The following is a 19,574-nucleotide window of genomic DNA, read 5'->3' on the forward strand; positions in this document are numbered from 1 at the left end:
TTCCATCACTCCGGCTGCACTAAATAAGCATCGGGCGAGCCCGCCCGCATCACCATCCTCCGGAACGGCCATGACGGATCCGCAAAAGACGCTCTCCGTGCGGGGCGCGCGCGAACACAATCTCAAAAACGTCGATCTCGATCTGCCGCGAGACAGTCTGATCGTGATGACGGGCCTTTCTGGCTCGGGCAAATCCTCGCTCGCCTTCGATACCATCTATGCCGAGGGACAGCGGCGCTATGTCGAGTCGCTGTCGGCTTATGCGCGCCAGTTTCTGGAGATGATGCAAAAGCCGGACGTCGACCAGATCGACGGCCTGTCACCGGCAATTTCGATCGAGCAGAAGACGACGTCGCGCAATCCCCGTTCCACCGTCGGCACGGTGACGGAAATCTACGATTATATGCGGCTCTTGTTTGCGCGCGTCGGTGTTCCTTATTCGCCGGCGACGGGTTTGCCGATCGAAAGCCAGACGGTCAGCCAGATGGTCGATCGCATTCTGGCTTTGCCGGAGGGAACGCGGCTTTATCTGCTCGCGCCGGTGGTGCGTGGCCGCAAGGGCGAATTCCGCAAGGATCTCGCCGAATATATGAAACGTGGTTTTCAGCGCGCGCGGATCGACGGAACCTTCTATGAGATCGCCGAGGCGCCGGCGCTCGACAAGAAGCTGAAGCACGACGTCGATATCGTCGTCGATCGTGTCGTCGTGCGAGCGGATGCCGGAAGCCGGCTTGCCGATTCTCTGGAGACGGCTCTGCGACTTGCCGATGGCATCGCCGTCGCCGAGTTCGCGGATATGGGCGAAGGCGGGAAGCCGCCGGCACCGATCGTGTTTTCGGAAAAGTTTGCCTGTCCCGTCTCCGGCTTCACGATCCCCGAGATCGAGCCGCGACTGTTTTCGTTCAACAATCCCTTCGGCGCCTGTCCGACCTGCGACGGTCTCGGATCGGAACTGCGCATCGATCCCGATCTCGTGGTTCCCGATCCGCGCTTGAGCCTGCGCAAGGGGGCGATCCACCCTTGGGCGAAATCGAGCTCGCCTTATTATCTGCAGACGCTCGAGGGGCTCGCCCAGCATTACGGCTTCAGCCTGACGGTTCCGTTCGAGGAGCTGCCGGAAAATGCCCGCCAGGCCATCCTGTATGGCACCGGCAAGGATAAGGTCGCTCTCGTCTACGACGACGGGCTCAGAAAATATCAGGCGAAGAAGACCTTCGAGGGCATCATCCCGAACCTGGAGCGGCGCTGGAAGGAAACCGATTCCGCCTGGATGCGCGAGGAGATCGGCAAGTACATGTCTTCGACGCCATGCGCGTCCTGCAACGGCCTGCGGCTGAAGCCGGAAGCGCTCGCGGTGAAGATCGCAAGCCTCAACATCGGCGAGGTGTCGCATTTTTCGATCCGCGAGGCGAACCGCTGGTTCACGGAATTGCCGGAAAAGCTGAGCGGAAAGCAGAATGAGATCGCGCTGCGCATTCTCAAGGAAATTCGCGAGCGCCTTCGCTTTCTCGACGATGTCGGGCTCGATTATCTGACCTTGTCGCGCAATTCCGGGTCGTTGTCGGGCGGCGAGAGCCAGCGCATCCGGCTCGCCTCCCAGATCGGTTCGGGCTTGACCGGCGTTCTCTATGTGCTGGACGAGCCGTCGATCGGTCTGCATCAGCGCGACAATGCCCGGCTCCTGGAGACCCTCAAGCATCTGCGTTACCTCGGCAATACCGTCATTGTCGTCGAGCACGACGAGGATGCGATCATGGCCGCCGACCATGTCGTCGATGTGGGGCCCGGCGCGGGCATCCATGGCGGCGAGGTGGTGGCGGAGGGCACGCCCGGCGATATCATGGCAAGTCCGGCCTCGCTCACGGGCCAGTACCTGTCCGGCGCGCGGGCGATCGAGGTCCCGGAGACGCGCCGCAAGGCTGCCAAGAAGCGCTGGCTGAAGCTCGTCGGCGCGACGGGCAACAATCTCAAGGATGTTACGGCGAAAATTCCGCTCGGCACCTTCACCTGCGTGACCGGCGTCTCGGGCGGGGGCAAGTCGACGCTTCTCATCGACACGCTCTATAAGGCGGTCGCGCGACGCCTCAACGGTGCGCGCGAACAGGCCGCGCCGCATGCGGAGCTTGCCGGGCTCGAGCATCTCGACAAGGTGATCGACATCGATCAATCGCCGATCGGGCGCACGCCGCGTTCCAATCCCGCGACTTATACGGGGGCGTTCACCCCGATCCGCGAATGGTTTGCGGGGCTTCCGGAGGCGAAGGCGCGCGGCTACCAGCCGGGCCGTTTTTCGTTCAACGTCAAGGGTGGACGCTGCGAGGCCTGCCAGGGCGACGGCGTCGTCAAGATCGAGATGCACTTCCTGCCGGACGTCTATGTCACCTGCGATGTCTGCCACGGCAAACGCTACAATCGCGAGACTTTGGAAGTCACATTCAAGGAGAAGTCTATCGCGGACGTCCTCGACATGACGGTCGAGGAAGGCGTCGGCTTCTTCCAGGCGATCCCCGCCGTGCGCGACAAACTGAAGACGCTGGCGCGCGTGGGGCTTGGCTATGTGCGCATCGGCCAGCAGGCGACGACGCTTTCCGGCGGCGAAGCGCAGCGCGTGAAGCTTGCGAAAGAACTGTCGAAACGCGCGACCGGACGCACCCTCTACATCCTCGACGAGCCGACCACGGGTCTGCATTTCCACGATGTGGCGAAGCTTCTGGAAGTGCTGCACGAGCTGGTGGAGCAGGGCAATACGGTGGCGGTGATCGAGCACAATCTCGATGTCATCAAGACGGCCGATTACATCATCGATCTCGGGCCGGAGGGTGGCGACGGCGGCGGCGAGATCGTGGTGGCCGGGACGCCGGAAGAGGTGGTGGCGGAGCCGCGGAGCTACACAGGTCAGTTTCTGAAGCCAATTCTGGAACGTGGCATGCGGCGCTCGGAAGCCGCGGAATAGCGCGTCCGGCGACGAGGCGCACGATTCTCCGCTCCGCAGGCATTCTGATGTTCCGCCGGAAACCCTTCGGCCTCGAAGTGCTGCTCGTTCATCCAGGTGGCCCGTTCTGGGCGAAGAAGGATGACGGCGCCTGGTCGATCCCCAAAGGGCTGCGAGAAGACGGGGAGGCTGCGGAGGTGGCCGCCCGACGCGAGTTTGCTGAAGAAACAGGATGCGTGCCCGCGGGCGTGCTCCTTTGGCTCGGCGAGTTCAGGCAGGCAGGTGGCAAGCGTGTCGAAGTCTTCGCGCTTGAGGGAGATTTCGACCTCGGCGCGTTCAAGAGCAATGTCTTTGAAATGGAATGGCCGCCGCATTCGGGACGAAGACGGGCCTTTCCCGAGGCCGATCGCGCTGGGTGGTTTTCCCTCGAGGCGGCGCGAAGCAAGATCCTCAAAAGCCAGCAGCCAATCCTCGCTGCCTTGGAAGACGTGATGTGAGCGGCTGGCATGCGCCCCTGCGGGGTGTGCGTCGCCTTCGCAGCGTTTCAGCCATTGCGGTCCTCTTGCCGGGCCCCCGTGGCTCTTTTGCTTCAAAGGCTCTGCAGTCGCCTCGGCGCGTTGCGTCGCCGTGACGGCGAACCCATGATGGGCAAGCGCGTTGGCCGCAGGGGGGTGAGGGGGAATCGCTGTGACAGAAAGACGAGAGCGGCGATTGCCAGAAAAGAGACGACGAGGCTCATCCTCAGGGCGTAGCCCGCCGGGGCTGCGAAGTTTCCTGACGCGGCTTTACGAGGGCGATAGCCGGCGTGCCCATCATTTTCGCGCAGGGCTTTTGATCTTCGACTGCGCGACCCTCCTGTTCGTCGTCGTCACGTCTTTCGTCCCGTATTCGCGCCCGCTCATGTGGTTCGATTTCGGACTGGGCCTCGTCATCCTGACAGACTTTCTGGCCCGGCTCTTCATCAGCCGGCATCGCCTTTCGGATCTCACCTATCCCACGACCTGGGCGGATGTGGCCGCGATCGTCTCGTTTTTGCTGCCGCTTGCCGACGAAGGGGCGGGCTTCCTGCGGGTCCTCAGAACCCTGCGGCTTTTGCGCACATATCATGTGCTCGTCCGCTTCCGAAAACGCAGCCGTTTCTTCCGGCACAATGAGGACGCGGTCATCGCACTCGCCAATCTGGCCGTGTTTCTCTTCATCATGACGGGCATCGTCTATGAGACGCAGCACCGGCAGAATCCGGAAATCGGCAACTACGTCGATGCGCTCTATTTCACCGTCACCGCATTGACGACCACGGGTTTTGGCGACATCACGCTCGGCGGCACGAGCGGGCGGCTGGTTGCCGTCGTGATCATGATTTTTGGGGTCACGCTGTTCCTGCGCCTCGTGCAGGTCCTCCTACGCCCCCGCAAGATCCGCTTCACGTGCCCGAGCTGCGGTCTGCAACGCCACGAGGCCGATGCGGTTCACTGCAAGGCCTGCGGCGAGCTCCTCAACATCCCGGATGAGGGCCGTTTCTGAACCCAAAATCCCCGCAATCGGAAACTGCCTCTTACGCAGGCGGATAACGTTACAAAATTGCGGCAACTGCCTCCCTTTTCGGCATTCCAGCCATGCGATTTGTGCACTGCAAAAGCGGAGCAGGTATCGCTATATCCGCCTCGTCAAACGCTAGATAAAACATTCCGAGGTTCATTATGGGCACGTCCTCCAAGGGCCTGCTTGGTCGTTTCCGCCGCTGGCGCCGCTATCAGCGCACTCTGAAGGAGTTGCAGGGGCTCTCCGTTCGTGAGCTGCACGACATCGGCATCACTCCGGGCGAAATCCGCCGCGTGGCGCGGGAAGCCACGTTCTGATTTACGGCCTCTGAGGCCAGGTTTTGGGTTGAAGACCGCCGGCGAGACTTCGCCGGCGGTCTTCGTTTGTGCGCTTCGTTTGTGGAGAGGTGTTCGCCCCGCCTTACCGCTCGGCGAACCAATCCTTGAGCGGCATGATCACGGGCGGCTCGGCGTTGGCGTTGGGCCAGGAATCGATCGACCAGCGTTGCTTCGACCGGCTTTCGGTCACGACGGCGGTCGCATGGGGATAGCGCCCGTCGAGGAAGAAGCCTCTGGCGACCGGCTCGGCGACCATGTGATATTTGAGCACTCCGTGCTCCTGCAAAAAGACGAGCAGGCTCGTTGTGTTGGTGGCCTCGTCGATGCAGTCCATTTGGGTCGGATCTCCGCCGCCGACTTTCTCAAAGCCGCCCAGATCTGATGAGGTGCCGATTTTCCGTCCGACGTTGCGCTCGAAAATCTGCACGGCTTTGGAGATGGCGCGGCGCTCTTCCTGCGCATTGGCGACGCCGCGGAAAGGCCCTGAGAGCATTTTGATCTCCTTCGGCGAAAACCGCACCGGTGTCGTCAGGAGACAGCTGAAGGCGTGGCAGACATAGATCTTGTCGCCCTTTGGCGGCTGCGCCTTGCGGGCCTCGTACCAGCGCATCCGCATGGTTTCGGAATCGCTCGTGCAGCCGGCGACGGTGAGACCGGCGAGCGCAAGAACCAGGGTCGTCCACCGCCAGGTGTTGGCCCGTCTCGGTGAGCCGGCGTAACGAGAAATGGCGGAACTCGTATTCGGGTATGTCGTTGATTCACCAAAGAGACGGGCGGGCTTTTTGATGAATTCGAGGAGTTCAAACATGCACGATATCACCGGAAAGAAAGTCGCAATTCTTGCCACCAACGGATTTGAGCAGTCGGAGCTCGAGGTGCCGCTGAAGCAGTTGCGCGACGCGGGCGCGGAAGTCCATGTCGTTTCGCCGCAGGAAGGCTCCATCAAGGGCTGGGACAAGAGCGATTGGGGCAGAGAAATCCCCGTCGACCGCAAACTCGATACCGTCAGTGCGGACGATTACGATGCTCTCGTACTTCCGGGCGGCCAGATCAATCCCGACCTGTTGCGTGTGGAAGAGAAGGCTCTCTCCCTCATTCGCGCGTTCTACGAGCAGAAGAAGCCGATTGGCGCCATCTGTCATGCGCCGTGGCTGCTCATCGAGACAGGTGTCGCCAAGGGCCGCGACATGACGAGTTACAAGTCGATCAAGACCGACGTGATGAACGCCGGCGCCAACTGGCACGACAAGGAAGTCGTCGTGGATCAAGGCATCGTCACGAGCCGCAATCCGGGCGATCTCGACGCGTTTTGTGCGAAAGTGGCTGAGGAAATCGCCGAGGGCCGGCATACGCAGCGTCAGGCTGCGTAAGAGGAGTTCTCGACGAGAATGCTCTCGTCAGAGGTTATGGGAAGGCCGGCATTACGCCGGCCTTTTCTTTTGGGGTCACAGCGGGCTCTGGTGCGCATCCAGGAATGCGAGCACGCCGTCGGCCACATATTGGACGGCGAGCGCCGCCAGAATGACGCCGAGAAGCCGCGTGATGACGATGCGCCCGGTCTCGCCGATCAGTTTCTCGATTCGCTCTGCGAGCGTGAGAACGAAAAAGGTGAGCCCCAGAATGGCGAAGATCACCAGGATGAGCTCGGCCACGCCGACGAATCCCGGGTTCTTGCCGGCGACGAGGATCGTCGCCGAGATGGCTCCGGGGCCGGCTATGAGCGGAATCGCCAGGGGGAAGACGGCGATGTGGCCGATATCTTCCGAGGTGAGGACGCGCGTCGCGCTGCGCTCGTGGCGTTCCTGGCGTTTTTCGAAGATCATCTCGAAGGCGATGACGAAGAGAAGAATGCCGCCTGCGATGCGGAAGGCTGGCAGCGTGATGCCGAAGACCGTCAGGATCGCCGATCCGGCGAGCGCGAAGATCACCAGAATCGGAAGTGCGATCAACGTCGCCCGCAGCGCCACTTGCTGACGCTGGTCACGGTTCATGCCCGCCGTCAGCGCCAGGAAGAGAGGCGCCAATCCGGCGGGATCAATGGTGACGAAGAGCGTGACGAAAGCGGTAACGAGCTGTTCCATGCGCGAGCTCCTATCACTCCCGCGATAAGGGAGAAATGCCTGCGATGGAGATCCCCCGAAAAGCCGCGGCTTCGCGCCTGTCGTCGCCGTTTCAGGCGGCTTTTGTGGACGGAATCGGGGCTTCGTCGCGGCCTGGCGCAACGAAACTGTCAGACACCTTTATAAGTCTTTGATTTGTTTAATGTATTACACTTGCTCTCGACTTGGCTTATCGGCCGATTCCGGCTAGAAAGAGGGCCACACATCACAGCACTCGATTCTTTCCTTGACTGACGCCAAGACTCCTTCCGACGGACGCCGCGGCGGCGACATCCGTTCCATCTCCATCACAGATGAGATGCGCACCTCGTATCTCGATTACGCCATGAGCGTGATCGTGAGCCGTGCGCTGCCTGACGTTCGCGACGGCCTGAAGCCCGTTCACCGCCGCATTCTCCATTCGATGAACGAAATGGGGATCGCCTCGAACCGGGCGTACCGCAAATGCGCGGGCGTCGTCGGTGAGGTGATGGGTAACTATCACCCGCACGGCGACCAGGCGATTTACGACGCGCTCGTGCGCATGGCGCAGGATTTTTCGATGCGCCTGCCGCTCGTCGACGGGCAGGGCAATTTCGGTTCGCTCGATGGCGATCCTGCCGCGGCGATGCGGTACACCGAATGCCGCCTGGCGAAGCCGGCGGAATCGATGCTGCAGGACATCGACAAGAACACCGTCGATTTCCAGGAGAACTACGATGGGCGCAAGCAGGAGCCCGTCGTTCTTCCCGCGCGCTTCCCAAACATCCTCGTCAATGGCGCCGGCGGCATCGCCGTGGGTATGGCGACGAACATTCCCCCGCACAATCTCGGCGAAGTGATCGACGGCTGCGTCGCTCTCATCGACGACCCCACGGTTTCCGATCTCGATCTCATGGATCTCATCCCTGGTCCGGACTTTCCGACAGGCGGTGTCATCCTTGGGCGAGCGGGCATTCGCTCTGCCTACGAAACCGGCCGCGGCTCGATCGTCATGCGCGGCAAGGTGGCGATCGAAACGGGGGCTCGCGATCGCGAGGCGATCATCATCTCCGAGGTGCCTTATCAGGTGAATAAGGCAGCGATGATCGAGAAAATCGCCGAGCTCGTGCGAGAGAAGCGGCTCGAGGGCATCTCGGACATCCGCGACGAATCCGATCGGCAGGGTGTGCGCGTCGTCATCGAAGTGAAGCGCGACGCCGTCGCCGATGTCGTGCTCAATCAGCTTTATCGCTTCACGCCCCTTCAGACGACGTTTGGGGCGAATTTCGTGGCGCTCAACGGCGGACGCCCCGAGCAGCTCGGCCTGAGAGACATTCTGACGAGCTTCATCTCGTTCCGTGAGGAAGTGGTCGGTCGTCGTACGAAATTCCTGCTCGGCAAGGCCCGTGATCGCGCGCATGTCCTCGTCGGTCTGGCCATCGCGGTGGCGAATATCGATGAGGTGATTGCTCTGATCCGGGCTGCGCCCGATCCTCAGACGGCGCGTGAGCAATTGATGGCAAAGGCCTGGCCTGCCAAGGATGTTGCGCCTCTCGTGCGGTTGATCGCCGATCCGCGGCATATGGTTCTGGAAGACGGGACCGTGCGCCTTTCGGAAGAACAGGCGCGCGCCATCCTGGATCTGCGTCTGCAGCGCCTGACGGCTCTCGGCCGAGACGAGATCGCCGACGAATTGAACAAGCTCGCGGTCGAGATCAAAGAGTACCTCGAAATCCTGGCTTCGCGGGTGCGGATCCTCGGCATCGTCAAAGACGAGCTGTCGGCGGTGAAGGCGGAATTCGCAACGCCCCGTCGTACGGTGATCGAAGAGGGGGGTGGCGACCTCGAGGACGAGGATCTGATCCAGCGCGAAGACATGGTCGTCACCGTGTCCCACGCCGGCTACATCAAGCGCGTCCCGCTTGCGACCTATCGGGCTCAGCGTCGCGGCGGCAAGGGACGGTCGGGCATGTCCTTCCGCGAGGAGGATTTCGTCAACCGCCTCTTCGTCGCCAACACGCATACGGCCGTGCTGTTCTTCTCCTCGCGCGGCATCGTCTACAAGCTCAAGGTCTGGCGTCTGCCGCTGGCTGCGCCGCAGGCGCGCGGCAAGGCACTCGTCAATATCCTGCCGCTGGAGGAAGGCGAGACGATCACGACGATCCTGCCGCTTCCCGATGACGACAAAGAGTTCGAGCGGCTCGATCTGATGTTCGCCACGACGGGCGGAACGGTGCGGCGAAATTCGCTTGCCGACTTCGTCAACATCAATCGCAATGGCAAGATTGCGATGAAGCTCGACGATGGCGATGCGATCGCGGGCGTCTGGACGTGCTCCGCAGACGACGACGTCATGCTGACCACCGCTTTCGGGCAATCGGTTCGCTTCCCGGTGACGGATGTGCGTGTCTTTGCCGGACGCTCGTCCGTCGGCGTGCGCGGAATTCGTCTCGGAAAGGGTGACCGCGTCATCTCCATGTCGATCCTCCGGCATTTCGAGGCAACTCCGGAGGAGCGCAGCGCCTATTTGAAGATGCGGCGTGCTGTCGCCGGAGAAGCCGATAACGGCGATGCCGGAGACGTCATCGAGGAGGGCGACGAGGTCGAGGCGGAGGCCGGCGCATTGTCGTCGGAGCGCTACGCCGAGATGAGCGCTGCGGAAGAGTTCATCCTCACCGTTTCCGAACACGGCTACGGCAAGCAGACGTCGTCGCACGAATACCGGATCTCCGGACGCGGCGGCAAAGGCATCATCGGCATGGTCGTGAACGAGCGGAACGGGCCGCTGGTGGCGTCCTTCCCTGTAGAGGAAGGCGACCAGATCATGCTCGTCACCGATCGTGGTCAGCTCATTCGTGTGCCGGTCGCCGGCATTCGCATCACCGGGCGCGCGGCGCAGGGCGTTATTGTCTTTTCCACCGCGAAAGACGAAAAAGTGGTATCCGTCGAGCGGATCACGGAGGCGAGCGCGCAGGACGAGCTCAACGGGAATGGAGAGGGGGGCGAAGAGGGTGCCCCCGAATCCGATCCGCAGGACGGCGATAACGGCGGAGCCGCGGGAGAGCCGCCAACGGAGTAAAGGTCGAGGGGCCGATGATTGAGCTTGCAAGCTGGCTGACATATCTCGCGGCGTGCATCGCCGTCGTGATCGTTCCTGGACCGACGGTAACGGTCATTATCGCCAATTCCATGCGCCACGGTGCACGGGCCGGTTTGATGAACGTCGCTGGCACGCAGGCCGGCATCGCCATGATGGTCGCGATCCTCGCTTTCGGGTTTTCGGCGGTCGTCGCGCTCCTGGGCGAGGCGTTCTTCTGGCTGAAGCTTGTCGGCGCCGCTTACCTCATCTGGCTTGGGATCAAGCTCTGGCGTGCCGACGGTACGCTCGGGAATGCCGATGCCGCGAAGGCCACGCGCAACTGGTTCTGGCAGGGCTTCGTCGTCATCTGGTCGAATCCGAAGGCTTTGTTCTTCTTCGGCGCTCTCATTCCGCAGTTCATCGATCCGACGGGATCGGCGGTGACGCAGACGCTTCTACTCGGCGGCACCTTCATGGTGGTGGCGACATGCCTCGATAGCGTGTACGCGCTTGCCGCGGGCCGGACGGGTCTGCTTCTGTCGAGGCGCAACGTACGCCTGGTGGAGATCTTCGGCGGGACATGTCTTGTCGGAGGCGGCCTTTGGATGGCGCTGGGCCGCCGGTGACGCGTATCGAACCGACATCCTACACATTGCGGTTCACCGCAGGTGACGCTAAGCGGACCCCATGATTCGCACTGCACTCTACCCGGGCTCATTCGACCCGCTGACGAACGGGCATATCGATATCCTCCAGGCGGCCTTTGGGCTGGTCGATCGGGTTATCGTGGCCGTCGGGCGCCATCCGACGAAGTCGGGCCTCCTCGACATCGACAAGCGCATCGCGCTCATCGAGGAAGTCGCGGGTCCGCTGGCGGAAAGCAGCGAAGTGACGCTCGAGGTTCTGAGCTTCGACAATCTCGTCGTCGACCTCGCGCAGGAGGTCGGCGCGACCATCCTGATCCGCGGTCTGCGTGACGGAACGGATCTCGATTACGAGATGCAGATGGTCGGCATGAACCGCACCATGGCCCATTGGCTGCAGACGGTTTTCGTGCCGGCGAGCCCGCATCATCGTCACATCACGGCCACGCTCGTGCGTCAGATCGCAGCCATGGGCGGCGACATCGGGCCCTTCGTGCCGGCTTCAGCGGCCGACGCCGTACGCGTGGCGCTCGCCAGCCGCTGAACGATTGCTCCGCCTGCGGGTTCAGATCTCAAGGAAGGATATTTCATGCTGAAATGGCTGGCCACGGTCGCCTTTGCCGTCACCTGCACGCTGTCACAGCCCGTGCTGGCGCAATCTGCGGATGCCGAAAACACGCTCTTGCTGCAGTTGAAGGACGGCACTGTCAGCATTCACCTGCGTCCGGATCTCGCGCCGAACCATGCCGAACGCCTGAAGACGTTGACGCGCCAGGGTTTCTACGACGGTGTGCCGTTTCATCGCGTGATCGACGGCTTCATGGCACAGACCGGCGATCCGACCGGCACCGGCATGGGGGGATCGGATCTGCCGGACCTCAAGGCAGAATTCTCCGATGAGCCTTTCGTGCGCGGCGTCGTCGGCATGGCGCGCTCGAGCAATCCTGACAGCGCCAACTCGCAATTCTTCATCATGTTCGCGCCGGCCCCGAGCCTTGACGGCAAGTACACCGTCGTGGGCGAAGTCACCGACGGCATGGACCTCGTCGACAATATCAAGAAGGGAAGTTCCAGTGCCAATGGCAAAGTGGACAATCCGGACAAGATCATCAGCATGAAGGTTGCGGCGGACACCCCTTCAAACAAGAAATAGTCAAATTATAAGTACTGCGACATTATCAACCGATTTGCGAGTTCGTATCACGGTTTGCAACGTGACATTGTTTCCCTTCAGAGAATGCTGCCTGAAGGGGAGGTTTAGATGGCTGACATTACGCGCTGCACGGCCGGGAAGAATAACGTTGGCAAGTGGCATATTGCAGGGGACGAGCCTGCGATGAGCGGTCTCGGTATCCTGCAAAATATGCGTTATACGCGGGAGCTCTCGAACCAAGCGATTCATTTTGACCGTGCTGCGATGCATATTCGTGATCGTGGTGGGCGCAGTTGGACGACAAATGTGCTCGGCGCGTACTTGACTCCGGCTGGCATCCCGAAAAATCCGGGTGGATAGGTCCGCAACAGATACGCGGTTCCTGCGCTGGCACCGAGAACCTTCACAAAGCCGATAGCCAGGCAAAACTCGACAAGCTGGTTCGCATGCAGCGTGCGAACCAAAACACCACAGGAACCCAGGACATCATGGCTACAGAACCCGAAGACACACTCATCATGGAAACCAGCAAGGGGCAGGTGACCATCGCCATGCGCCCGGATCTCGCGCCCAACCATGTGGCGCGGATCAAGGAGCTCGTGCGCGACGGCTTCTATGACGGTGTGAAGTTCCACCGCGTCATCGACGGTTTCATGGCTCAGACCGGCTGCCCCCAGGGCAACGGCACGGGCGGATCCGGCAAGAAGCTCAAAGCGGAATTCTCGTCGGAGAAGCACACGCGTGGCACCGTCTCGATGGCGCGCGCCATGGATCCCAATTCCGGCGACAGCCAGTTCTTCATCTGCTTTGCCGAGGCCCCGTGGCTCGATCGCCAGTACACCGTCTGGGGCGAAGTCGTGGACGGCATGGATGTCGTCGATCAGATCAACAAGGGCGAGCCGCCGCGGCAGCCTGACACCGTCCAGTCGATCAAGGTCGCCGCAGACGCCTGATAATTTGGCGGCGGCCTCTCGCCGCCGCCTTTTTCCCCATGCGTATCGATGCTTTCGATTTCGAGTTGCCGGAAGAGCGGATCGCGCTTCGTCCGGCGCGGCCGCGCGATTCCGCGCGGCTTCTCGTCGTGCCCTCTGAAGGGCCTTTCCGCGATCTCCGAGTCTTCGATCTTCCCGCACTTTTGGAGCCCGGCGATCTCCTCGTCTTGAACGACACGGCCGTCATTCCGGCGCGGCTCGCCGGACGCCGTCTCCCGCGCACGCCGGACGGTCAGGCGATCCGCGTGGAAGCGACCCTGATCGAGCGGCTGGATCAATCCCATTGGATGGCACTCGCCAAGCCGGGCCGCAAACTGAAGCCCGGCGATATGCTTCGTTTCGGCGGGGAGGACGAGACCTGTATCGCCGGAACGCTCGACGCGCGCGTTGTCGAGAAAGGCGAGGCCGGTACCATCACACTCGGCTTTTCGCTTGCCGGGCCGGTGCTCGACGAAGCCATCCACGGCCAGGGGGCTATGCCGCTTCCGCCTTATATCGCCTCGCGCCGCCAGGCCGATGCGGCCGATCTGGAAGATTATCAGACGGTCTATGCGGCGAAGGAGGGCGCTGTCGCTGCGCCGACGGCAGGGCTGCATTTCACGGACAATCTTTTGGCCGCTCTCGCTGACAAGGGCATCGAACGCCGTCTGGTGACGCTGCATGTGGGGGCCGGCACGTTTCTGCCGGTGAAAAGCGAAGAGACGGACGACCACGTCATGCACGAAGAGTGGGGCGAGGTGAGCGAGGAGACGGCGGAAGCCGTCAACGAGACACGCCGGCGTGGTGGGCGCGTTGTCGCGATCGGGACCACGGCCTTGCGTATCCTCGAAAGCGCCGGCGACGAGAATGGTCTTCTGCAGCCTTTTTCCGGCAAGACCGGGATTTTCATCACGCCCGGCTATCGCTTCCGCATCATCGACCGGCTTTTCACGAATTTTCACCTGCCGCGCTCGACGCTGTTCATGCTCGTGTCTGCGTTTTCGGGTCTCGACCGTATGAAGGCCGCTTATGCCCATGCGATCGAGGAAAAATATCGCTTCTACTCCTACGGCGATGCCTCGCTCCTCGAACCGGCGACGCCCTCCATCAGGCCCAAATGACCGAATTCTCGTTCACTCTTCAGGCGCGAGACGGGAATGCCCGTCGCGGCACGATCTCCATGCCGCGCGGTCTCATCCGCACACCCGCCTTCATGCCGGTCGGGACGCAGGCCACTGTGAAAGCCATGTATCCCGAGCAGGTGAGGGAGCTTGGGGCCGATATCGTCCTCGGCAACACCTATCACCTGATGCTGCGGCCGGGCGCGGAGCGCGTGGCACGATTGGGTGGGCTGCATTCTTTCATGCGGTGGCCGCATCCGATCCTGACGGATTCCGGCGGCTTTCAGGTGATGTCGCTCGCCCAGCTGACGAAGCTCGACGAGGACGGCGTCACTTTCAAATCGCATGTCGATGGATCGACACATCGTCTGACGCCGGAACGCTCCGTGGAGATTCAGGGGCTCCTCGGCGCCGATATCACCATGCAGCTCGACGAATGCCTGAAATTGCCGGCGGACTATTCCGAGGTCGAGCGGGCGATGGAATTGTCGCTGCGTTGGGGTGAGCGCTCGAAGGCGGCGTTTGGTGGCGAACCGGGAAGGGCGCTTTTTGGGATCGTGCAGGGCGGAGACCAGGCCGATTTGCGATTGCGATCAGCCGAGGGGCTGCGCCAGATCGGTTTCCACGGGTATGCAGTCGGGGGCCTCGCCGTCGGCGAACCTCAGTCGGTCATGCTGGAAATTCTCCAGGAGACGGTGCCCGCACTGCCAGACGAGGCGCCTCGCTACCTGATGGGCGTCGGGACACCTGAGGATATCTTGCTGTCGATCGCGCGCGGCATCGATATGTTCGATTGCGTGATGCCGACCCGCGCCGGACGGCACGGCCAGGCGTTTACGCGCTACGGACGCCTCAATATGCGCAATGCCAAGCACGCGGAGGATTTAAGTCCGCTCGACCCTTCGAGCGATTGCCCGGCGGCGCGCGATTATTCCCGCGCCTATCTTCATCATCTCTTCCGTACGCAGGAAACGCTCGGGGCGATGCTGCTGACCTGGTCGAACCTCGCCTATTACCAGACGCTCATGAAAGAAGCCCGGCAGGCGATCAGCGAAGGACGCTATACGGATTATGTCGCAGAGGTGCGGGAGAACTGGGAGAGGGGAGCGCCGTAACGGCCAGCTCCATTCGCTCGGGCGCGCGGCAGAGGCGATTGCACGGCCGATATGAAAAAGCCCCGGCGGTACCGGGGCTTCAACGTTCCAGAAATTAGCGGCTGATGGCGGCGGCGAGAGCGATTGCCGCTATAGCGCCCAAAGAGCTCCACCAGAAGAGCTGTGCGCTTCGGGCCTCCTTGTCGGCCTGAACGGCGATGGCTTTTGCACGTGCTTTCGGCATCAGATCAATTCTCCCGGAGCCGGCCTCAATTTGCAGTCAACGATTTTCCAGTCGCCTGCGTCATCCTGCAGGAGAGCAAAATCGGCGGACCATTGCAAGCCAATGCGGTCACGCACATAGGTCTTCACCATGGTTGCCTCGCCATCCTGGGTGACACTGTCCACCGTCAGCCGCTTCGCATAGACGAGCGGTGGGTGGATCTTGGAAAAGAATGTGTAGGCCGCTTCCTCGGTTCCGAAGCGATCCTGCTCGTACTCCGTCGCAAAGCGCCAGACGGCCTTCGGCTGCTTGTTCGAGAGACCCCAGACGAAGGTTTCGACTGCGCCGCGCACGGCATCTTCCTGGCCCTTGGTGAGCGCACGCGGCTCGGGGTGGTAGGCGACGAGATCCAGGCGATCGGCTTTCGGTGCGGCCTGAGGAAGGGCTTTTGGAAGAGGTGCGTTCAACGAGTTCACTTGGACCGTGCCGATCAGCACCGTCGCCAGAATGCCTGTTGCAGCAACTGCCAGGTTTCGCCCCCAGCCTGCTTTCAGACTGAACATGGGATTGCACCTCTTCAAGAACTTCGACAGGATAATTCGTTAACCCGCCGTTCAGTTCCGTGAAGATGTGGTTGTCGTTAAGAAGTTGATTGCTCGCCGTGTTGCGAAAGCCTCCGGCGCCCCGGCTTTGGCTGGGTCTCGACGAGCTTGAGCTTGCATCTGCGCCTCTTCACTTCCGTGTGAAACGGTCTCCCGCCGGCACGGAATGAGAGGCCCCCTGTGGGGTTGGATGCAGCCTCAGGCAGACGTTCGGGCGCGGATACGATCTTGAAGCCGACTCAGCTATCTTGGACGCAGTCAGTTGCGTTGTTCTGCGTTCCCAAGAAATAGCGGAGGCCTTGGCGCAATGACCGAAACGTCCCTCTACCAGACAATCCTGCTCGAACTCTACGCGCACACGCCCCGGAGCGCGCTCCCCAACTGGGTGATGGACGGGCTGGTCGAGGAAGGTCTCGCGCATCGCGACGACGCGAAGGGTCTGGTGCTCAACGGCCCGTTTCAGACCTTCCAGATCCGTAAGAGAGAGGTTCGGTCGGCCGAGTTGCAGGCTGCTGACGCCGCTGGCTAGCTTGAGGCCTGAGCCTTGTCTTCAAAAGCGACGTGTTTTCAAAATTGAGATCGCGGGCTGAAAGAGCCCGCGATCTGATCTTTCGGCTTTATTCGGCAGGCGCCGTGCTTTCTTCGCCCCGTTCGGACGTCGGCGGACGATGCGGCTTCCAACCGGTCTTTTCGCGCATCCACTGGAAGACGCCGAAGAGGAGCGGGATGAGGAAGATGCCGATCGTCGCCGCACCGATCATGCCGGCGAAGACTGGAATACCCACAGCCTGCATGGAGCCCGCGCCAGGACCAGTCGCCCGGACCAGCGGGACGAGACCGGCGATAAAGGCGAAGCTCGTCATCATCACCGGGCGGAAACGCAACCGGGCGCCTTCAACCGCAGCGTCGTGCAGATCCATACCGAACTCGCGTTGTTCGAGCGCGAATGCGTTGATCAGGATTGCGTTCTTCGCTGACAGTGCGATCAGCACGACAACGCCGATCTGCGCATAGAGGCTGAAGTTTGCCCCGACCCACCAAATCGCCAACATGGCGCCGAACATGGCGCTGATCGTCGACAGCAGCACCGGGATCGGCACGTTCCAGCTCTCGTAAAGCGCAACCAGGAACAGGAAGGCAAACACGACGGCCGCGCCAAGGACGATCGGCGTCTGTCCTGCCGATTGCTTCTGTTCAAGCGCCTGGCCCGTCCATTCATAGCCGTAGCCACTCGGAAGGGATTTCGCCACCTGCTCCATGGCGTCGGTTGCATCACCGTCGCCAAAGCCTGGCGCGGGAGAGCCCTGGATAGAGACCGAGCGATAGTTGTTGTAGCGCGTCAGGCTGCGTGGGCCGACGGTCAGTTCGGCGCGTGCGAAGGTGGAAAGTGGCACCATCTCGCCGGAATTGTTGCGCACTTCGATGTCATAAATGTCATCGATCGACGTGCGGTATTCCTTCTCCGCCTGCATACGGACTGTCCAGGTGCGGCCGAACAGATTGAAATCGTTGATATAGTACCCGCCGAAGGTGGATTGCAGGGCGGCGAAGATCTCGTTGATCGGCACGCCGAGCGTCTGCGCCTTCGTGCGGTCGATATCCAGACGGATCTGTGGCGTCTCGGCCTCGAAGTTGGCGTAGACCCGCGTCAATTGCGGCTGCTGGTTGGCCTGCACCAGCAAACCACGCATGACGGCCGCAAGCTCTGACGGCTCCTGTCCCTGCAGAGCCTCGAGCACAAACTCAAAGCCGCCGAAAGAGCCGACGCCAGAAATTGCTGGCGGCTGCAGCGGAATGAACTGGGCATCCGGAATGGTCGACAGGCCACCATAGAGCCGGCCGATGACAGAGCCGATCGCAAGGTCGGGCGATTGACGCTCGTCGTACGGCTTCAATCCCAGGAACATCAGGCCTGCATTCGAGGCTGCGCCACCGCCAAGGAGATCGAAGCCCAGGACGGTGCCGATGCTCTCCACGCCCGGATCCTGCCGGATGATCGCTTCCGCCTTCTTCGCAGCGATATCGGTGCGATTCAGGGAAGCGCCCGGCGGCAGGTTCATGATGACGATGACGAAGCCCTTGTCTTCGTTCGGGAGGAAGCCCGCGGGCGTACGCAAGAACATGTAGCCAGTGGCCGCACCAAGGGCGACGAGAACCACGAGCGAGATGACGGCCACGTTCATCAGCTTGCTGATGATCCACGCATATCCGTGCCCGATTTTGTCAACGGCATGGGTGATGCCGCGCATGATCCGCATCGGTTCGCCGGAGCGGAGGAAGAGGGCGCACAGCGCCGGTGACAAGGTCAGCGCGTTGATGGCCGAAATCACCATTGCGGCGGAAATCGCGACAGCAAACTGGCGGAACAGCGCACCGGAGGAGCCGGGCAGGAAGGCAACCGGCACGAAAACCGAGAGAAGCACCAGGGTGATGGCGATGATCGGCCCGACGATCTCGCTCATCGCCTTATGCGTGGCCTCATTCGGCGTGAGATGCGGATCCTCCTCCATCACGCGTTCGACGTTCTCGACGACGATGATGGCGTCGTCGACGACGATACCGATGGCGAGCACCAAAGCGAGAAGTGAGATCGTGTTCGCGCTGTACCCGAAGGCATACATGATCGCGAGCGCACCGATGATGGCGACAGGTACGGCGATCATCGGAATGAGGGTCGCTCGGAAACGTCCGATGAAGATAAACACGACGATCGCGACCAGAACGAACGCCTCGATCAGGGTCGACACGACCTTCTCGATCATCGTTCCGACGAAATCGGACGCATTGTAGATGTATCTGTACTCGAGCCCCTCGGGGAAGCGCTCCGACAGCTCTTCGAGCCGCTTCGTGACGTTGGTTGCGACCGTCACCGCATTGGCGCCCGGGGAAAGATAGGTGGCGACGGCCGCCATCGGCTTGCCGTTGTAGCGGGCAATGACGCCGTAACTCTCAGACGCCAGCTCGACCCGTGCAACATCCCCCAGGCGGACGACGGAGCCGTCCGGATTGGAGCGCAGGATGATGTTGCGAAATTCTTCCGCGTCGCTCAGGCGCCCCTTGGTGTTGATCGTCAGCTCGAGCCGCTGTGCGTCGACGAGGGGAGCTGCGCCGAGCTTGCCGGCGGCCGCCTGCAGGTTCTGCGATTCGACCGCAGCGGCAATATCGGCGGGCGTCAGCTTGAGATTGCTGAGCTTCTGCGGATCGAGCCAGATCCGCATGGCGTAATCGCGTTCACCGAAGACCTGAACGTTGCCGACGCCGTTGACGCGTTTCAGCTCGTCGATGACGTTGAGGGCAACGAAGTTCGCGATGAACAATTCATCGAAGCGATCGTCCGGCGAATAGAACAGAAAGACCTGGAGCTGGTCCCGTGAGGCTCGGGCCACGTTGATGCCGACCGAACGCACTTCCGCCGGCAGCTGGCTTTCGACCTGGGCCACGCGGTTTTGCACGTTAATGGCGGCAACATCCGGATCCGTGCCGAGCTCGAATGTGACGTTGAGCTCATAGGAACCGTCCGAGCTCGACGTCGACTTCATGTAGCGCATGTCCTCGACGCCGTTGATGGCACTTTCGAGTGGCTGCGCGATGGCCTGTTCGACGGTTTCGGCACTTGCGCCGATATATTGCGTGGACACGCTGATCGTCGGAGGCGCGATGTCCGGATATTGGGCAACCGGAATCACGGCGATCGAAATGAGCCCGACCAGAGTGATCAGGATCGAGATGACGAAGGCCAGTCGCGGCCGGCGGATGAAGACGTCAAAAATCATGCCGTGTGGGCCTTCAAAATG

19 protein-coding genes are annotated in these 19,574 nt (G+C 61.6%); 14 read left to right on the plus strand and 5 right to left on the minus strand.

Translation table 11 applies throughout. The features are described from left to right. The first annotated feature begins 70 nt into the window (after positions 1-70). The 4 genes from uvrA (at position 71) to ACK8CP_RS05025 (ending at position 4,791) form a co-directional block, all read left to right on the plus strand. Positions 71-2,953: an excinuclease ABC subunit UvrA gene (uvrA, locus tag ACK8CP_RS05010; protein WP_414833539.1), complete on the plus strand. Its 2,883-nt coding sequence runs from the start codon at positions 71-73 to the stop codon at positions 2,951-2,953. 47 nt (positions 2,954-3,000) lie between these two features. Then, positions 3,001-3,429, plus strand: a complete 429-nt coding sequence (locus tag ACK8CP_RS05015; RefSeq protein WP_414833540.1) for an NUDIX domain-containing protein — start codon at positions 3,001-3,003, stop codon at positions 3,427-3,429. Between the two features lie 265 nt (positions 3,430-3,694). Continuing rightward, positions 3,695-4,456, plus strand: coding sequence for a potassium channel family protein (locus ACK8CP_RS05020; RefSeq protein WP_414834191.1), 762 nt, complete (start codon positions 3,695-3,697; stop codon positions 4,454-4,456). Between the two features lie 176 nt (positions 4,457-4,632). After that, complete coding sequence (locus tag ACK8CP_RS05025) at positions 4,633-4,791, plus strand: DUF1127 domain-containing protein (protein WP_092816670.1); 159 nt, start codon at positions 4,633-4,635, stop codon at positions 4,789-4,791. Positions 4,792-4,894: 103 nt separating this feature from the next. On the opposite strand, the gene ACK8CP_RS05030 is transcribed toward ACK8CP_RS05025, so the two are convergent. Further along, on the minus strand, positions 4,895-5,620 hold the full coding sequence (locus tag ACK8CP_RS05030; RefSeq protein ID WP_414833541.1) for a hypothetical protein: 726 nt from the start codon (positions 5,618-5,620) through the stop codon (positions 4,895-4,897). Here ACK8CP_RS05030 and ACK8CP_RS05035 point away from each other — a divergent pair. Continuing rightward, positions 5,619-6,182 carry a type 1 glutamine amidotransferase domain-containing protein gene (locus tag ACK8CP_RS05035; RefSeq protein ID WP_234628116.1) on the plus strand — a complete coding sequence of 188 codons (564 nt, stop codon included), beginning with the start codon at positions 5,619-5,621 and terminating at the stop codon, positions 6,180-6,182. The two genes, ACK8CP_RS05030 and ACK8CP_RS05035, sit on opposite strands and share 2 nt — an antisense overlap. A 75-nt stretch (positions 6,183-6,257) precedes the next feature. Here ACK8CP_RS05035 and ACK8CP_RS05040 read toward each other — a convergent pair whose 3' ends face one another. Further along, positions 6,258-6,893, minus strand: a complete 636-nt coding sequence (locus ACK8CP_RS05040; RefSeq protein WP_414833542.1) for a MarC family protein — start codon at positions 6,891-6,893, stop codon at positions 6,258-6,260. A gap of 337 nt (positions 6,894-7,230) precedes the next feature. Here ACK8CP_RS05040 and gyrA point away from each other — a divergent pair, with 337 nt between their 5' ends. The 8 genes from gyrA to tgt all read left to right on the plus strand — a co-directional run bounded on the left by gyrA (position 7,231) and on the right by tgt (position 14,976). Then, positions 7,231-9,972, plus strand: coding sequence for a DNA gyrase subunit A (gene gyrA / locus ACK8CP_RS05045; protein WP_414834192.1), 2,742 nt, complete (start codon positions 7,231-7,233; stop codon positions 9,970-9,972). Positions 9,973-9,986: 14 nt separating this feature from the next. Continuing rightward, positions 9,987-10,598, plus strand: coding sequence for a LysE family translocator (locus ACK8CP_RS05050; RefSeq protein ID WP_414833543.1), 612 nt, complete (start codon positions 9,987-9,989; stop codon positions 10,596-10,598). Positions 10,599-10,659: 61 nt separating this feature from the next. Next, positions 10,660-11,160: a pantetheine-phosphate adenylyltransferase gene (gene coaD / locus ACK8CP_RS05055; protein WP_128294131.1), complete on the plus strand. Its 501-nt coding sequence runs from the start codon at positions 10,660-10,662 to the stop codon at positions 11,158-11,160. A gap of 45 nt (positions 11,161-11,205) precedes the next feature. Then, a complete protein-coding gene (locus ACK8CP_RS05060) occupies positions 11,206-11,769 on the plus strand; it encodes a peptidylprolyl isomerase (protein WP_414833544.1) in 564 nt (187 codons plus the stop codon). A gap of 108 nt (positions 11,770-11,877) precedes the next feature. Further along, positions 11,878-12,129 (plus strand): hypothetical protein, encoded by a 252-nt coding sequence (locus tag ACK8CP_RS05065; RefSeq protein ID WP_414833545.1) that lies wholly within the window; start codon positions 11,878-11,880, stop codon positions 12,127-12,129. A 128-nt stretch (positions 12,130-12,257) separates the two neighbouring features. Continuing rightward, the gene (locus tag ACK8CP_RS05070) at positions 12,258-12,722 is read left to right on the plus strand and encodes a peptidylprolyl isomerase (RefSeq protein WP_414833546.1); all 465 of its coding nucleotides are present in this window, start codon (positions 12,258-12,260) and stop codon (positions 12,720-12,722) included. A 38-nt stretch (positions 12,723-12,760) separates the two neighbouring features. Beyond that, positions 12,761-13,861 (plus strand): tRNA preQ1(34) S-adenosylmethionine ribosyltransferase-isomerase QueA, encoded by a 1,101-nt coding sequence (queA, locus tag ACK8CP_RS05075; RefSeq protein ID WP_414833547.1) that lies wholly within the window; start codon positions 12,761-12,763, stop codon positions 13,859-13,861. Continuing rightward, entirely contained in the window at positions 13,858-14,976 is a 1,119-nt protein-coding gene (tgt, locus tag ACK8CP_RS05080) for a tRNA guanosine(34) transglycosylase Tgt (protein WP_414833548.1), read from the plus strand. Before queA ends, tgt begins: the two co-directional genes overlap by 4 nt. A gap of 94 nt (positions 14,977-15,070) precedes the next feature. Here the strand turns inward: tgt and ACK8CP_RS05085 are convergent, their stop codons facing one another. Together ACK8CP_RS05085 and ACK8CP_RS05090 are read right to left on the minus strand one after the other, a co-directional pair. Beyond that, positions 15,071-15,199, minus strand: a complete 129-nt coding sequence (locus tag ACK8CP_RS05085) for a hypothetical protein (RefSeq protein WP_414833549.1) — start codon at positions 15,197-15,199, stop codon at positions 15,071-15,073. Next, on the minus strand, positions 15,199-15,741 hold the full coding sequence (locus ACK8CP_RS05090; protein WP_234628112.1) for a hypothetical protein: 543 nt from the start codon (positions 15,739-15,741) through the stop codon (positions 15,199-15,201). The genes ACK8CP_RS05085 and ACK8CP_RS05090 overlap by 1 nt, the downstream gene beginning before the upstream one ends. Positions 15,742-16,087: 346 nt before the next feature. Here ACK8CP_RS05090 and ACK8CP_RS05095 point away from each other — a divergent pair, with 346 nt between their 5' ends. Further along, positions 16,088-16,309, plus strand: a complete 222-nt coding sequence (locus ACK8CP_RS05095) for a hypothetical protein (RefSeq protein WP_414833550.1) — start codon at positions 16,088-16,090, stop codon at positions 16,307-16,309. Between the two features lie 88 nt (positions 16,310-16,397). On the opposite strand, the gene ACK8CP_RS05100 is transcribed toward ACK8CP_RS05095, so the two are convergent. After that, the gene (locus ACK8CP_RS05100; protein ID WP_414833551.1) at positions 16,398-19,553 is read right to left on the minus strand and encodes an efflux RND transporter permease subunit; all 3,156 of its coding nucleotides are present in this window, start codon (positions 19,551-19,553) and stop codon (positions 16,398-16,400) included. Positions 19,554-19,574 lie beyond the last annotated feature (21 nt).

Origin of the sequence: Afifella sp. YEN Y35, from assembly GCF_047553465.1 — a bacterium.
Taxonomy (GTDB): Bacteria; Pseudomonadota; Alphaproteobacteria; order Rhizobiales; family Afifellaceae; genus Afifella; species Afifella aestuarii.